Source organism: Sphingomonas sp. 1F27F7B, assembly GCF_005503355.1.
Classification (GTDB): Bacteria; Pseudomonadota; Alphaproteobacteria; order Sphingomonadales; family Sphingomonadaceae; genus Sphingomonas.
Genome location: NZ_SCMK01000018.1, coordinates 49,991 through 64,345, shown reverse-complemented (window position 1 = coordinate 64,345; position 14,355 = coordinate 49,991). Strand labels below are relative to the sequence as shown.

Genomic DNA, 14,355 nt, shown 5'->3' with positions numbered 1-14,355 from the left:
TCAATGGGCGGGCGCGCCTTGCATCGACAACGCCATCGCCTTGACATCCGGCAGATACCGGGTCGCGTTGGCGGGGTCGGCACCGTCGCTGTAGCGATAGACGTTCACCGCACGGCCACCCACGGCGGTCAGGCAGCCACTGACGGCGTGTGCGCTGTCGCTGGCCGACGTCTTGAAGGTCATGACGCCGGCCAGATAAACGCAGACCTCATCATGACCGAGCCAGCGGATGCCGCCGTTCACGGTCGGCTTCTCGCCGACCACGGTTGCAAAACTGCGCTCGACCTCGGGATTCACCTTGGCCGGATCTATTGATTCCTTCACCGCTGGCTCGTCCAGCGCCTCGACCACTTGCGCAATCAAATCCTCACGCGAGACGGCGAGCGCCAACAGTATCTTGCTCGTCTTCAGAATATAATAGTCCATGAAGCGCGTCTCGTCGCCGCACTGATGCAAGGTCAGATTGGTGACATTGGCGTCGTCGGTCGCAGCGACAAGCTGCGACACCGTGACGCCCTTTCCCTGCGGCAGGCAATAGCCCTTGGGGATCGGCAGCGAGATTTCGACGCCGGTCACCTGGAAACGCGCGGTGCGCGCGTCCTGCGCAAGCGCCGGCATCGCCGATGCGATCGCCAGCATGCCCGACAATATCCGGATCATATTCCCCCTCTCGCCAGCACCGGGCCAAGCGATCTCAATAGACCTGCCGGCCCCGCCGGCAAGCGAGGCTCAGCGCCACCGTGCCCGCACCTGTGCGTCCTCGCGGCCGGCGATCAGCCGGATCGCGCGGTCGGCGCCTTCCTTGCCTTCATACGCCCCCACCCGCGACGCGGCATGGTAGAGTTCGAGCGCCTTCTCGTAATTGCCCGCCTGCTCGGCGCAGAGGCCCAGATTGAAGGTGATCGAGGGATTGTCCGGCACTTCCCCCGCAAGCGCCGACCAGCCGGCACAGGCCCCGCGCGCATCGCGCTTGGTCAGCTTCACCAGATCCTTGAAGCGCTGCGCCTGGTCCTTGCCCATCCCCTTGTCGCTTTCGCGCACGCGGATGCGATAGGTCGAGAGAGTTGGCGCGATGTCGCCGCGCACCGAATTGCCGAGACCGCGCACCGCATCGGCGATGACTTCTTCCACCGGCGCCGGGCGGGTGTTGTCGCCCTCGCACGAGCTGAACTCGTTGATGAACGGCTTGGTGGTCGAATAGACGATCCGGCCGTCGCGGTTGCGCACCAGGCGCAGATCGGCCTTCACGCTGACGACCCGGCGCCGGCAGCGGACTTCCACCTCGGCGTGCCGGATGCATTTCTTCTGGTCGGCGCTGTCCTTCTCGACGCAGCGCCTCTCGAGCCGCTTGAAATTGGATTCGTCGACGCCCGTCGTCACGCCGCCGGCGAGCGAGCCCTCGGCATTGCCCCGGCCGGCATGGCCGCCCATCAGCGCGAAATGCGTGCCGGCAAGGCCCTGCTCGATCGCGCGCGCCAGCGCCTGGCCGTCCTGCCCCTCGATCCGGTCGACCGAGATCGAGCGCAACAGGCTCGCCTCGCGGTTGGGCGCGGCAAACTCGCCGGTAATCTCCAGAACCTCGGCGCGCGCGATGCCCGCGACCAGCATGGCGGCGGCGGCGCCGACAAGAATCCGCTTGTTCATTTCCCCTGTCCTTCCCCCCAAAGGATGTCGCGGGCGTCGTTTACCACATGAAATGATTCGGTACATGGCCGTGTCGGGGCTCGGTTTCCCGAGTCTTCGATGGAGAGCGACTCGGAGTCGGGTTGCATCCCCGTGACACCGATGCTAACCGCGCCGCGACCCATAGGGGGCCGTATGGGGCAGCCGTCAGAGTAATACTTTGATGGAGCCGGAAATCGGCCCCCAATTCATATGGGGCTGAAACCCGAACCTCCGAGAGGAACCCGATCGCGTGGAGAATTCCGCCGGTATCCAGGCAAGCCTAAGCGGACGCTACGCTACCGCCCTGTTCGAGCTCGCGCGTGATTCGAAGGCCCTGGCCCAGGTCGAGGCCAGCCTCGGCACCGTCGCCCAGGCGCTGACCGAATCGGCCGACTTCAAGGCGCTGACCGCCAGCCCGCTGGTTTCGCGTGCCGACGCCGCCAAGGCCGTCGCCGCCGTCGCCAAGAGCCTGAAGCTCGACGCCACCACCACCAGCTTCCTGGGCGTGCTCGCGCAGAACCGCCGGCTGAACCAGCTGTCCGCGGTGATCCGCGCCTTCCGCCAGCTGGCCGCCGCCCATCGCGGCGAGACCACGGCCGAAGTCACCTCCGCCCATCCGCTTTCCGCCGATCAGGTCGACGCGCTCAAGCAGCAGCTGCGCACCCGTATCGGCCGGGAAGTGGCCGTCGACCTTTCGGTCGATCCCTCGCTCCTTGGCGGGCTGGTCGTGAAGATCGGCAGCCAGATGATCGACAGCTCGATCAAGACCCGACTCAATTCCCTCGCGCACGCGATGAAAGGCTGAAGGCTAAGACATGGATATCCGCGCCGCAGAAATCTCGAAGGTCATCAAGGACCAGATCGCCAATTTCGGCTCCGAGGCCCAGGTTTCCGAGACCGGCCAGGTGCTCAGCGTCGGTGACGGCATCGCGCGCATCCACGGGCTCGACAACGTCCAGGCGGGCGAGATGGTCGAGTTCGCGAACGGCGTGCAGGGCATGGCGCTCAACCTCGAGGCCGACAATGTCGGCGTCGTGATCTTCGGCTCCGACGCCGAGATCCGCGAGGGCGACACCGTCAAGCGCACCGGCACCATCGTGGACGTGCCCGTCGGCAAGGGCCTGCTCGGCCGCGTCGTGGACGGCCTCGGCAACCCGATCGACGGCAAGGGCCCGATCGTCGCCGAGAAGCGCAGCCGCGTCGAAGTGAAGGCGCCGGGCATCATCCCGCGCAAGTCGGTCCACGAGCCGGTGCAGACCGGCCTCAAGGCGATCGACGCGCTCGTCCCCGTCGGCCGCGGCCAGCGCGAGCTGATCATCGGCGACCGCCAGACCGGCAAGTCGGCCGTCGCGATCGACACCTTCATCAACCAGAAGACGGTCAACGCCGGCAACGACGAGAGCAAGAAGCTCTACTGCGTCTATGTCGCCGTCGGCCAGAAGCGCTCGACGGTCGCCCAGCTGGTGCGCACGCTCGAGGAGAATGGCGCGATGGAATATTCCATCGTCGTCGCCGCCACCGCGTCGGATCCCGCGCCGCTGCAGTTCCTCGCGCCCTATACCGGCTGCGCGATGGGCGAGTATTTCCGCGACAACGGCATGCACGCGCTGATCGTCTATGACGATCTGTCGAAGCAGGCGGTCGCCTATCGCCAGATGTCGCTGCTGCTGCGCCGTCCGCCGGGCCGCGAAGCCTATCCGGGCGACGTCTTCTACCTGCACAGCCGCCTGCTCGAGCGCGCCGCCAAGCTCAACGACGCCAATGGCAACGGCTCGCTCACCGCGCTGCCGATCATCGAAACCCAGGCGGGCGACGTGTCGGCCTATATCCCGACCAACGTGATCTCGATCACCGACGGCCAGATCTTCCTCGAGACCGACCTGTTCAACGCCGGCATCCGCCCGGCGATCAACGTCGGCCTCTCGGTGTCGCGCGTCGGCTCCTCGGCCCAGACCAAGGCGATGAAGAAGGTGTCGGGCTCGATCAAGCTCGACCTCGCCCAGTATCGCGAGATGGCGGCGTTCGCCCAGTTCGGCTCGGACCTCGACGCCTCGACCCAGAAGCTGCTCAACCGCGGCGCGCGCCTGACCGAGCTGCTCAAGCAGCCGCAATTCTCGCCGCTGCCGTTCGAGGAGCAGACCGCGTCGATCTTCGCCGGCACCCAGGGCTTCCTGGACGCCGTGGCGGTACAGGACGTGGTGCGCTACGAAGCGGCGATGCTCGCCGACCTGCGCGCGAACCATGCCGATGTGCTGAAGGACATCCGCGAGTCGAAGGACCTGTCGGACGGCGCCAAGGCGAAGCTCAAGGCCGCCCTCGAGGCGTTCGCCAAGACCTTCGCCTGATCGCCAGCCAGTGGCCGACCATTCCCTCCTCGCATGGACGCTGCTCAGCGTCGGCCTCGTGCTGACGCCGGGGCCGGACACCATGCTCGTCGCGGGTCACGCGGCGCGGGGAGGCGTGCGGGCCGGCCTGGCGGCGGTCTCCGGCGTGGTACTCGGCGGGCTGTGGTACATGGCACTGTGCGGCTTCGGCTTCCTCGCCGTGCTCACCGTCTTCCCGGCGCTGTTCGCGGTGGTGAAGACCGCCGGCGCGATCTACCTCGCCTGGCTCGGCTTCAAGCTGATCCGCGGCGCGGTGAAGCCGGCGCCGGCCACGGCCGACGCCCCGGCGCTGGGCAAGCCCTTCTGGCAGGGGCTGCTCACCACGGCGCTCAATCCCAAGGTCGCGCTGTTCTTCCTCGCCATCCTGCCGCAGTTCGTCGGCACCGGCCCCGATGCCCCGCTCAAGGGCGCACTGCTGATCGCGGTGCCCTATGTGCTCGGCGGCTTCTGGCTCACCGGTATCGTCTTCGTCGCCGCCCGTGCGGGCCGCGCCGCCAAGCAGAGCAGCGCGATGCGCTGGATCGAGGGGGTTCTCGGCGTGGCATTCGTTGGTCTCGCGGGCCGTCTGGCCCTTGCTCGGAATTCGTAAATGGCAAGTTTGAAGGCCCTCAAGATCCGCATCGGCTCGGTGAAGTCGACGCAGAAGATCACCAAGGCGATGAAGATGGTCGCCGCCGCCAAGCTGCGCCGCGCGCAGGAAGCGGCCGAGGCCGGGCGCCCCTATGCCCAGCGCCTCGAAAGCGTCGTCGCCAGCCTGGCCGGCAAGGTGAGCGTGAGCGAGAGCTCGCCCAAGCTGCTCGCCGGCACCGGCAAGGACCAGGTCCACCTGCTCGTCGTCGCCACCAGCGACAAGGGCCTGGCCGGCGCGTTCAACACCAACATCGCCCGCCTGGCCCGCCGCCATGCGCAGGAGCTGCTCGCGCAGGGCAAGACGGTGAAGATCTACACGATCGGCCGCAAGGGCCGCGCCGTGCTCAACCGCCAGTTCCCCAAGAACATCGTCCACTCGATCGAGCCGGGCGACCTGGGCAAGCTGGGCTTCGCCGATGCCCGCGGCTATGCCGACGACCTGATCGCGCGCTTCGAGGCGGGCGAGTTCGACGTGGCGACGCTCTTCTACTCGACCTTCAAGTCGGTCCTCGCCCAGGAGCCGACCGCGCAGCAGATCATTCCGGTCGCCGTGCCCGCGGCGGCCGCCGAGGCGCCGGGCAGCGGTGCCGCGGTGACCTATGAGCCCGACGAGGAATCGATCCTGGCGGACCTGCTGCCGCGCAACGTCGCCATCCAGCTCTACCGCGCGATGCGCGAGAATGCGGCGTCGGAGCAGGGCAGCAAGATGACCGCGATGGACAATGCCACGCGCAACGCGGGCGACCTCATCAAGCGGCTCAACACGCTGTACAATCGTCAGCGTCAGGCCGCGATCACCACCGAGCTGGTGGAAATCATTTCGGGCGCCGAAGCGCTCTAAGACCGTTCGAACGAGGAAACAGCAATGGCAACCGAAGCTCCGATCGCAGAGAAGCCCGCCCGCAAGCCGCGCGCGGCCAAGCCGAAGGCGGATGCCGCCGGCACTCTGCCGACCACGACCAACAATGGCGGCCGCATCAGCCAGGTGATCGGCGCCGTCGTCGACGTCGCCTTCGAAGGACCGCTGCCGGCGATCCTTTCGGCGCTCGAGACCGACAATAACGGCAACAAGCTCGTCCTCGAGGTCGCGCAGCATCTGGGCGAGAACACCGTCCGCACGATCGCGATGGACTCGACCGAGGGCCTGACCCGCGGCCAGGTCGTCACCGACACCGGCAGCCAGATCAAGGTCCCGGTCGGCCCGGCCACGCTCGGCCGCATCCTCAACGTCGTCGGCGAGCCGATCGACGAGCGCGGCCCGGTCGGCACCGACCTGCGCGCGCCGATCCACGCCGAGGCTCCGCTCTTCGTCGACCAGTCGACCGAGAGCGCGATCCTCGTCACCGGCATCAAGGTCATCGACCTGCTCGCCCCTTACGCCAAGGGCGGCAAGATCGGCCTGTTCGGCGGCGCCGGCGTGGGCAAGACCGTGCTCATCCAGGAGCTGATCAACAACATCGCCAAGGGCCATGGCGGCACCTCGGTGTTCGCCGGCGTCGGCGAGCGTACCCGTGAGGGCAACGACCTCTATCACGAGTTCCTCGACGCAGGCGTCATCGCCAAGGACGCCGACGGCAACGCGATCTCGGAAGGTTCGAAGGTTGCCCTGGTCTATGGCCAGATGAACGAACCGCCGGGCGCCCGTGCCCGCGTCGCGCTGTCGGGCCTGACGATCGCCGAATATTTCCGCGACGTCGAAGGCCAGGACGTGCTGTTCTTCGTCGACAACATCTTCCGCTTCACCCAGGCGGGCGCCGAAGTGTCGGCGCTGCTCGGCCGCATTCCCTCGGCCGTGGGCTATCAGCCGACCCTGTCGACCGACATGGGCGCGCTGCAGGAGCGCATCACCTCGACCAACAAGGGCTCGATCACTTCGGTGCAGGCCGTGTACGTTCCCGCGGACGACCTTACCGATCCGGCCCCGGCAACTTCGTTCGCCCACTTGGACGCGACGACCGTGCTCAACCGCGCGATCTCGGAGCTCGGCATCTATCCGGCGGTGGATCCGCTGGACTCGACCAGCCGCGTGCTCGAGCCGCGCGTCGTCGGCCAGGAGCATTACGAGACGGCCCGCGCAGTCCAGTCGATCCTGCAGAAGTACAAGTCGCTGCAGGACATCATCGCCATCCTGGGCATGGACGAGCTCTCGGAAGAGGACAAGCTGACCGTCTCGCGCGCCCGCAAGATCCAGCGCTTCCTCTCGCAGCCCTTCCACGTCGCCGAAGTGTTCACCGGCATTCCCGGTGCGTTCGTGCAGATCGAGGACACCATCAAGTCGTTCAAGGCGGTGGTGAACGGCGAGTATGACCATCTGCCGGAAGCGGCCTTCTACATGGTCGGCGGCATCGACGACGCCATCGCCAAGGGCAAGAAGCTGGCCGAAGAGGCGTAAACCACTCCTCCCTCTCCTCGCTCGCGGGGAGAGGGCCGGGGAGAGGGGCCTGAAGCCGGGCTCCACTCTCCCCTCTCCCCCGCCCTCTCCCCGCAAGCGGAGAGAGGGAGTAAGGTAAGAAAATGAGCCTCCACTTCGAACTCGTGACTCCCGAAAAGCTCCTCCGCTCGGAGGAAGTGCACATGGTCGTCGTCCCCGGCACCGAGGGCGATTTCGGCGTGCTCGAAGGCCATGCCCCGCTGATGTCGACCATCCGCGACGGCAATCTTGAGATCTACCGGGCCGGCGCCACCACGCCGGAGACGATCCGCATCGAAGGCGGCTTCGCCGAAGTGAACGAGAAGGGCCTGACAGTCCTCGCCGAAAAGGCGGGCTGAGAATAAGGGAGCCGAAGGCGGATCCCGCCGTTCGGCTCCGTCATCCCGGCGAAGGCCGGGATCCTTCCGGGAAGCTCTCGTCCCGCTTTCGCGGCCCGGGATCCCGGCCTTCACAGGACGGGATCAGTTCCCCGTCCGCCGATAGGCCCAGCGCATCGGCTTGCTGCCATCGGCCAGCGAAATCTCCGCCATCAGCAGTTCGCCCTCGCGCCAATAGCGGATGCGCTGCGGATAATCGTGCGCCGCGTTGACGAACTCGACATTCCCCGGTGTCGCGCCGTCCGCGGTGAAGTCGGTGGGCGCCTGGCCCGGCGGCTCGGCGTGGAAGACGAGCTTGTCCGCCCCGCGGGTGATCCGCATCGGCTCGCGCCGCTCGCCCTTCGCCGAGGTCGTGACGGTCTCGCCGCGCATCACCTGGTCCGATCCCATCCGCTGCCAGGTCTCGCAGACCGTCCGGCCGTTCACCGGCTCGGTGCACCATTTGCCGACCAGCCAGTCCAGCGGCTCGGGCGACAGTCCCAGCCCGGCGAGCAAAATGATGTTCGCGATCATCCTTGATCCTCCCTGTTCCCTCGCCGCGATACGCCCCGCCGCTCTCTCTGGCTTGAACCAACGCGACATGCGAGGCTGATGCCATGGACTATGCCGAGCTGCCCCTGCCGCCCGCGCTCGACGGGCTTGTCGCCGCGGTGTGGACGCTCGCCGCCAGCCGGCCGGAATGGGTGGAGCACGAAGCGACGCCCGATGGCTGCATCGAGCTGATCCGCCGCCATGCCGGCCGCTCCGAATGGCGGCGCGACCAGCCGGAATATTTCGCCACCGGCCTGTCGGAACGCCCGATCCGGTTCGGCTTCAGCGGCGATGCGCGCTTCACGGCGATCAAGCTCTGGCCCTGGGCCTGGCATGCCCTGGGCGGCGCCCCCTGCCCGCGCTTCGCCGACGACTGGATCGCGGTCGCCCCGGATTCGCCGATCGCCGCGCTGCTGGAGGGCGATCCGGTCGCCAACCTCGCCCGTGCGCTGGCGGGCATCGCGCCGCCGCCGCTGGCCCGGGCGATCCTCGCGGCGGACAGCGTCGCAGCGATCTCCGCGCGCGCCGGCCTGCCGCATCGCCGGCTGCAACGCATCTTCGCTCGCGAGCTGGGGTTCGCACCGCGCACCTATCTGCGCCTGCTGCGCTTCCGCGAGGCGCTGCAGGACATCCAGCGGCGCGACGACAGCCTCGCCGATACCGCCGCTGCCCGCGGCTATGCCGACCAGGCGCACATGGCCCGCGACTTCCGCGCCCTTGCCGGCATGCCGCCCAGCGGCGCCCGCATCCGGGCGCGGGGCCCCTTTCTCTAGGCGCGGAAGCTACCCGGCCTTAACCCTGTGCGCCTATTTGTCCGTCCGGCGAACGGGGGATCGGAAACCATGGCAAAGGCGAGCTGGCAGGGCCTCGAGCGCTCGCGTTCCGTCCAGTTCGCCTTGTTCCTGCTCGTCGCGCTGGCGGCGCGCTGGCCGGCCTATGGCGAGTGGAACTATGCCGTGGACGACCAGTATTTCGCGCTGGTCGGGCGCCGGCTGCTCGCGGGCGACATTCTCTATGCCGACATCTGGGATCGCAAGCCGCCGCTCCTCTACCTCACCTATGCCGCGATCGCCCGCGTCCATGCTTCGACGCTGGCCTATCAACTGGTCGCCACGGCGTTCGCCGCGCTCGGCGCCTATGGCACGGCGCGCATCGCCCGACTGATCGCGCCGCTTCCGGCCGCGCTGATGGCCGGCATCGCCTATTGCGCGCTGCTGACTCGCTTCGGCGGCGGCAACGGCGAAGCGGCAGTGTTCTACAATCCGCTGATCCTCGCCGCCGCCTGGTCGATAGCCTCCAGTATCGAGCGCTTGCGACAAGGACTGCTGCCGCGCCGCGTGCTGCTCGGCATGCTCGCCGCCGGGCTTGCCATCGGCTTCAAGCAATCGGCGGCGTTCGAAGCCGTTTTCTTCGGCGTCGCGACGCTCGCGATCCTGGCGCGCGGCGGCATGCGCTGGCCCGCCCTGGCGATCCGCGCCACGGCGATGGCCGGGCTCGGCGCGCTGCCCATGGTCGCGATCGGTCTCGTCTATTGGCGGATGGAGCATTTCCCGCAGCTGTGGCAGGCGCTGGTGCTGTCGAACTTCGCCCGCACCTATGACGCCGGCCGGATCACGCGCGCGCTGGCGCTGGCCGGGCTGCTGTGCCTGCCGCTCCTGTTCGCGCTTCTGGGCTATCTGCGCGGCCGCGCCGAGCGATCCGCCCCGCTCGGCTTCCTCGCCTGCTGGGCGGCGGCCGCGATCCTCGCCGTCGCGATCTTCCCCGGCCTCTATCTCCATTATGCCCTTCCCCTGCTGGCGCCGCTGGCGGTGCTGAGCGCCCCATTCTTCGCCAGGCCGGGGATCGGCACGCTCGGCTTCGCAGCCCTGGTCATCCTCGCCCTCGCAACGTCGGACATGTTCGACCTGCGGGTCCGCGCCCACGCCCGGCCCGCTGCCGCCGCACTGGTGGAGCAGGTGCGCCGGGTCACGCCGCATCGCAGGCTGCTCGTCTTCGGCATGCCGAGCTATCTCTATGCGGAGATCGGCGCCGCCCCGCCCAGCGTCCTGGCCTTCCCCGCCCATTTCTACGAAGGCGCGGAATCGCGGGCGAGCGGCATCGACGAAGTCGCCGAGCTTCGCCGGGTGCTGCGCGCGCGGCCGGAAACCGTGGTCGTGCAGGAGCCGCTTCCGGCCGCCCCGCTGAACGAGGCGAACGTCGCCCGGATCGCCGCCTATGTCCGCCGCTGCGAAGCCGTGCGGCGCATGACGATCTATGATCACGAGGGGGAGAAGCGGATGGCGGTCCATAGCGGCTGCGCCCGCGCCGCGACGGGGGATTAGGCAAATCTCAAGCCTTCGCGGTTAACGCTCGCCATTCGAGGGGACATTGGATTCTGATGAGCGCTTTCGGACGACGCAGCGGATTGGGTGGTGGACCGGCGGGCCGTCCGGCGTTCGGTGTCGCACGCCCGATGCAGGGCGGCGGACCGCTGCCGCGCCCGGTGGACCCCGCGCCGCTCGGCGGCGAGCAGTTCCCGCCGATCAACTCGGTGCCGCTGCCCGGCCAGGGCGCCGCGCCCGAGGGGTTCGAGCAACGGGATCCGAACGGCCCCAGCGTCGCCAGCGCCGACGCATTGCAGCGCCTCGCCGAGCGCCAGGCTGCCGCCGGCGAGCAGGGCAATTCGCGCGTCGAGGGATTCGAGGCTTCGATCCACCGCATCAAGGAACAGGTGCTTCCGCGCCTGCTCGAGCGCGTCGATCCGGAAGCCGCCGCCACGCTCAGCAAGGATGAGCTGGCCGAGGAATTCCGCCCGATCATCGGCGAAGTGCTCGCCGAGCTGAAGCTGACGCTCAACCGACGCGAGCAGTTCGCGCTCGAGAAAGTGCTCGTTGACGAGCTGCTCGGCCTGGGGCCGCTCGAGGAGCTGCTCGCGGATCCCGCCATCTCGGACATCATGGTCAACGGCCCCGAGCAGACCTTTGTCGAGCGCAAGGGCAAGCTCGAACTCGCCAACATCCAGTTCCGCGACGAGGAGCACCTGTTCCAGATCGCGCAGCGCATCTGCAACTCGGTCGGCCGCCGCGTCGACCAGACCACCCCGCTCGCCGACGCCCGCCTCAAGGACGGCAGCCGCGTCAACGTGATCGTGCCGCCGCTGAGCCTGCGCGGCACTGCCATCTCGATCCGTAAATTCTCGGCCAAGCCGATCACGCTCGACATGATGGCCCAGGGCGGATCGATGTCGCAGAAGATGGCGACGATGCTGAAGATCGCCGGTGCCAGCCGCTTCAACATCGTCATCTCGGGCGGTACCGGCTCGGGCAAGACGACGATGCTCAACGCCCTGTCGAAGATGATCGACCCGGGCGAGCGCGTGCTGACGATCGAGGACGCGGCCGAACTCCGGCTGCAGCAGCCGCACTGGCTGCCGCTCGAAACGCGCCCGCCCAACCTGGAGGGCCAGGGCGAGATCACCATCCGCGACCTCGTCAAGAACGCACTGCGCATGCGGCCGGACCGGATCATCCTGGGCGAAATTCGCGGCGCCGAATGTTTCGACATGCTCTCGGCCATGAACACCGGCCATGACGGCTCGATGTGCACGCTCCACTCCAACTCCCCGCGCGAGGCGCTCGCCCGCATGGAGAACATGGTGATGATGTCGGACATCAAGGTGCCGAAGGAAGCGATCTCGCGCCAGATCGCCGATTCGGTCGACCTGATCATCCAGGTGAAGCGCCTGCGCGACGGTTCACGCCGCGTCACCAACGTCACCGAAGTGATCGGCATGGAAGGCCCGGTGATCGTCACCCAGGAACTGTTCAAGTTCGAGTATCTGGACGAGAGCGCCGACGGCAAGATCATCGGCGAATATCGCTCGATGGGCCTGCGCCCCTATACGCTCGACAAGGCCAAGCAATATGGCTTCGACCAGGCGCTGCTCGAGGCGTGCCTCTGATCGCCTGACCGGCTAAGGCTGTGCCGGTGCTTTCGCTTCTCCTGCCCCTCGCGCTTGCCGCCGCTCCTCCCGTTCCGGCGGGCGAGGAAGCCAGGGACGGCATCACGCTCGCTTCCGACAGCGAGGCCCGCTGGATCGCGTTCGACCTGACGCCCTCGAACCAGATCCGCTTCGAGGCGGTGCTGAACGGCCGCCCCGTCCGCGCCGTGCTCGACACCGGACTCACCAACACGCTCGCGACCCAGGACTTCGCCGCGCGGGCGCGGCTCGCCGCCGGGCGCCGCCAGCCCGCGCTCGCGATCGGCGGCGGCGTCGAGGTCGCCTGGGCGCCGGGCGGCACGCTGGTGATCGGCGGGCTCACGCGGCGCGGCGGGCGCATCGCCATCCCCGACGCGCCCGGCCAGGACCGGTTCGGCGCAGACCTGCTGATCGGCAGCGACGTGCTGAGCTGCTGCGCGCTCGACATCGACTATGCGGTGCGCCGCTTCCGCATCCTGCCGACCGGCCGCCTGCCCTTCGCCGGCACCACAGCGCCGCTCGCGCTCCAGCGCGATACCGGCGTGCCGGTCACCGAGATCCGCCTGGCCGGCGCGCGCCTGCGCCCGATGATCGTCGATACCGGCGACGGCGCTTCGGTGACGCTGAGCCGCGCCGCCTGGACCGGCGCCGGCTATCGCGGCGCTACCATCTCCACCACGCTCGGCTGGGGAATCGGCGGCCCGCTGGTCAGCGAAGTCGCCGTGCTGAACGGCTTCACGCTCGGCGGCGCCGCCTTGCCGGAGACCGAACTGCGCATCGAAGGGGACGGCGGCTATTCCGCCGCGGCGGGGGCGGCCGGGCGGATCGGCACCGGGCTGCTGCTGCGCTACCGCGTGCTGCTCGATCCGCGGGCCGGGCGGATGGTGCTGCAGCCCGGCGCCATGGCCGCCGCGCCGGTGCTCCGCTCGACCAGCGGGCTGCTGCTCGGGGCCGAGGGCACGCATCTGCGCGTGCTCCATGTGATGCGGGGCTCGCCCGCCGCCGAGACGGGCTGGCGCGAGGGCGAGACGATCTGCGCCGCCGATGGCGAACCCGTCGCCGGGCGCCCGATCGAATGGAGTGCAGGCACGCCCGGCCGCACCGTGGCGCTCACGCTGTGCGACGGCAGCGCGCGCCGGCTGACATTGCGCAAATTCTACTAGGGCACACAGGGCCGGCCACCCCAAGGCCGTTGACCCGTCACCGATATAGTGCATTATATCGGCAACACACTTGACTGGCGGGGCTGAGCAATCATGGGCTGGATAATGGCGCGAAACCTTGCCGCTTCGATCGCCGCGGCGGGGATCGGATCGAGCGCGGCCCTTGCCGGCCCCGGCCAGCCGCCGGTTTGCGCGCTGGTGGAGAAGGCGCGTGCCGATGCTCTGCTGAGCGTGCCCTTCCGCGTCGTCGACGGGCGCATCTATGTCGATGCGCGCGTCAATGGCAACGGGCCCTACACCTTCGCGGTCGATACGGGCGCGAGCGGCATGGGCCGCGCCGATGCCAGCCTGGTCGCAAAGCTGAAGCTGCCGGTCACCGGAGCCGCCGAGACCTCGGATGCCGTTGCCTCCGCGCGAGTCGATACCGTCCGCCTGGCATCGGTCGAGCTTGGCGGGCTGGTCCGCCACGACATCGAAGTCATGACGCGCGACTATAGCAGCAGGATGGCGCCCGAGGCAGCGTTCGCCGGCATCCTGGGGCGTGCCTTCTTCGCCGACGGGCTGCTGGTGATCGACTATCCGCAGCGAAGGCTCACCTTTACCCGGGGCCCGGGCCTGACGCGCGGCGCGCCGGGTGTGCTCGGATATGAACGCGCCTTCCGAGTGCCCGTGACGATCGGCGCGACTTCGACCGAAGGCAATCTCGATACCGGCGCCAATGTCAGCTTCGTCCTGCCCAAGGCGCTCTTCGATCGAGTCGGCGGCGGCACGGTCGTAGCGGCGGGCGACGGAAAGCTGAGCAACACGGCCGTGAAGACCGGCAGCGCCGCGCTACACGGCCCGTTCCGGATCGGATCCGCGACTCTCTCCGACATGACGGTGCGGGTTTCGGACAAATATCCCGAGCTTCTGGTGGGCGCCCATGCCCTGCAGCATTTCGCCCTGCTCGTCGATCAGCGCTCCTCGAGCGTCGCGCTTTGCTCGGCCGGCGCGCGCTAGGGCAGCGCGGCTCAGCGCAGGTTGAGCGCCACGCTGGCCAGGATCACCGCGCCCAGCATCGCCATCACCTGGAGGAACTGCCAGGGCACATAGCCGACATCGTCGATCCGGGTGCGCCGCCGCCGGCGATGCTCGCCCAGGGCGCTGACCACCGCAATCGCTGCCGCACCCGCCGCGCCGAGCCAAAATTGTTGTTGCATCGAACCGAAGAACCCCC

15 protein-coding genes are annotated in these 14,355 nt (G+C 68.4%); 11 read left to right on the top strand and 4 right to left on the bottom strand.

The window, feature by feature from the left end; all coding sequences use genetic code 11:
- Nucleotides 1–660, bottom strand: coding sequence for a hypothetical protein (locus FFS08_RS16390; RefSeq protein ID WP_137864210.1), 660 nt, complete (start codon nucleotides 658–660; stop codon nucleotides 1–3).
- 69 nt (nucleotides 661–729) lie between these two features.
- Complete coding sequence (locus tag FFS08_RS16385) at nucleotides 730–1,644, bottom strand: tetratricopeptide repeat protein (RefSeq protein ID WP_137864209.1); 915 nt, start codon at nucleotides 1,642–1,644, stop codon at nucleotides 730–732.
- 271 nt (nucleotides 1,645–1,915) lie between these two features.
- Between FFS08_RS16385 and FFS08_RS16380 the strand changes: the two genes are divergently transcribed.
- The 6 genes from FFS08_RS16380 (at nucleotide 1,916) to FFS08_RS16355 (ending at nucleotide 7,448) form a co-directional block, all read left to right on the top strand.
- A complete protein-coding gene (locus tag FFS08_RS16380) occupies nucleotides 1,916–2,470 on the top strand; it encodes a F0F1 ATP synthase subunit delta (protein ID WP_137864208.1) in 555 nt (184 codons plus the stop codon).
- 10 nt (nucleotides 2,471–2,480) lie between these two features.
- The gene (atpA, locus tag FFS08_RS16375) at nucleotides 2,481–4,010 is read left to right on the top strand and encodes a F0F1 ATP synthase subunit alpha (RefSeq protein WP_137864207.1); all 1,530 of its coding nucleotides are present in this window, start codon (nucleotides 2,481–2,483) and stop codon (nucleotides 4,008–4,010) included.
- A 10-nt stretch (nucleotides 4,011–4,020) separates the two neighbouring features.
- Nucleotides 4,021–4,638 (top strand): LysE family translocator, encoded by a 618-nt coding sequence (locus tag FFS08_RS16370; protein WP_249341232.1) that lies wholly within the window; start codon nucleotides 4,021–4,023, stop codon nucleotides 4,636–4,638.
- On the top strand, nucleotides 4,639–5,520 hold the full coding sequence (locus tag FFS08_RS16365; protein WP_137864206.1) for a F0F1 ATP synthase subunit gamma: 882 nt from the start codon (nucleotides 4,639–4,641) through the stop codon (nucleotides 5,518–5,520).
- A gap of 24 nt (nucleotides 5,521–5,544) precedes the next feature.
- Complete coding sequence (atpD, locus tag FFS08_RS16360) at nucleotides 5,545–7,071, top strand: F0F1 ATP synthase subunit beta (RefSeq protein WP_249341231.1); 1,527 nt, start codon at nucleotides 5,545–5,547, stop codon at nucleotides 7,069–7,071.
- A 122-nt stretch (nucleotides 7,072–7,193) separates the two neighbouring features.
- Nucleotides 7,194–7,448, top strand: coding sequence for an ATP synthase F1 subunit epsilon (locus FFS08_RS16355; RefSeq protein ID WP_137864205.1), 255 nt, complete (start codon nucleotides 7,194–7,196; stop codon nucleotides 7,446–7,448).
- A 123-nt stretch (nucleotides 7,449–7,571) separates the two neighbouring features.
- Here FFS08_RS16355 and FFS08_RS16350 read toward each other — a convergent pair whose 3' ends face one another.
- On the bottom strand, nucleotides 7,572–8,000 hold the full coding sequence (locus FFS08_RS16350; protein ID WP_137864204.1) for a DUF6265 family protein: 429 nt from the start codon (nucleotides 7,998–8,000) through the stop codon (nucleotides 7,572–7,574).
- An 83-nt stretch (nucleotides 8,001–8,083) separates the two neighbouring features.
- Between FFS08_RS16350 and FFS08_RS16345 the strand changes: the two genes are divergently transcribed.
- The 5 genes from FFS08_RS16345 to FFS08_RS16325 all read left to right on the top strand — a co-directional run bounded on the left by FFS08_RS16345 (nucleotide 8,084) and on the right by FFS08_RS16325 (nucleotide 14,138).
- Nucleotides 8,084–8,791, top strand: a complete 708-nt coding sequence (locus FFS08_RS16345) for an AraC family transcriptional regulator (RefSeq protein ID WP_137864203.1) — start codon at nucleotides 8,084–8,086, stop codon at nucleotides 8,789–8,791.
- A 69-nt stretch (nucleotides 8,792–8,860) separates the two neighbouring features.
- Nucleotides 8,861–10,339 (top strand): hypothetical protein, encoded by a 1,479-nt coding sequence (locus FFS08_RS16340; protein ID WP_137864202.1) that lies wholly within the window; start codon nucleotides 8,861–8,863, stop codon nucleotides 10,337–10,339.
- Between the two features lie 56 nt (nucleotides 10,340–10,395).
- Complete coding sequence (locus FFS08_RS16335; RefSeq protein WP_137864201.1) at nucleotides 10,396–11,958, top strand: TadA family conjugal transfer-associated ATPase; 1,563 nt, start codon at nucleotides 10,396–10,398, stop codon at nucleotides 11,956–11,958.
- A 26-nt stretch (nucleotides 11,959–11,984) separates the two neighbouring features.
- Complete coding sequence (locus FFS08_RS16330; protein WP_137864200.1) at nucleotides 11,985–13,139, top strand: aspartyl protease family protein; 1,155 nt, start codon at nucleotides 11,985–11,987, stop codon at nucleotides 13,137–13,139.
- A 105-nt stretch (nucleotides 13,140–13,244) separates the two neighbouring features.
- Entirely contained in the window at nucleotides 13,245–14,138 is an 894-nt protein-coding gene (locus FFS08_RS16325) for a retropepsin-like aspartic protease (RefSeq protein WP_137864199.1), read from the top strand.
- Nucleotides 14,139–14,149: 11 nt separating this feature from the next.
- On the opposite strand, the gene FFS08_RS16320 is transcribed toward FFS08_RS16325, so the two are convergent.
- Nucleotides 14,150–14,338: a hypothetical protein gene (locus tag FFS08_RS16320; protein WP_137864198.1), complete on the bottom strand. Its 189-nt coding sequence runs from the start codon at nucleotides 14,336–14,338 to the stop codon at nucleotides 14,150–14,152.
- Nucleotides 14,339–14,355 lie beyond the last annotated feature (17 nt).